The sequence below is a fragment of the Neisseria sp. P0021.S007 genome (assembly GCF_051956855.1).
The window spans coordinates 1-522 of sequence record NZ_JBQCXA010001171.1; the positions used below are offsets into that span (position 1 = coordinate 1).

A 522-nucleotide genomic window follows, 5' to 3' on the forward strand; every position below is an offset into this window, starting at 1 on the left:
CAACACAATGCTGCGGCAATGCGCCTTTGCCCGTAGCGTCCTTTGTGCCGTTCGTAGATTTCGGCGATAAGGTCTTTGTCGGCTTCATCGGGGTCGGGCCGGTCTTGGTGATGGTAGTAAAAGCTGCTTTTGGGCAGGTTTGCGATGTGCAGCAGGTATTTGAGCGGGTGTTGCGCCCTCAGTGTTTGGACGGTTTGGCGTTGTCCTTTGCGGTCTGCTTTTGGCTGAGGGCTTTTAACTCCTTTAGGTAGGCGACCTCTGCGCGCATATAGCACAACTCTTCGATAAGCTCTGCCTGTGTTTTTTCGTGGTCGGGTTTGTCGGCGATGAAGGGGTTTTTGCGGTGGTCGGTCATGGTTTTGGATTGGGGATGTTTGAGTGCGCCGATGCCGCCTTCTTGATAGGCGGTTATCCATCGTCGCAGGTGGGTTCGGGAGATGCCGTAGTGGTCTGCGGTACGCTGTTGGCTGCGTATGTGCAGGTAGTGGAGTACGGCTTGGTATTTGAAGTGTAATGTATATT

The 522-nt window shown here is 53.6% G+C and carries 2 protein-coding genes; both read right to left on the reverse strand.

Annotated elements, in window-relative coordinates; all coding sequences use genetic code 11:
• Positions 1-275 (reverse strand): IS3 family transposase (locus ACTHUR_RS18110; RefSeq protein WP_440400140.1); only part of this gene is annotated, 275 nt, incomplete at its 3' end.
• Positions 179-522 (reverse strand): helix-turn-helix domain-containing protein (locus ACTHUR_RS18115; RefSeq protein WP_440400138.1); only part of this gene is annotated, 344 nt, incomplete at its 5' end. The genes ACTHUR_RS18110 and ACTHUR_RS18115, both read right to left, overlap by 97 nt.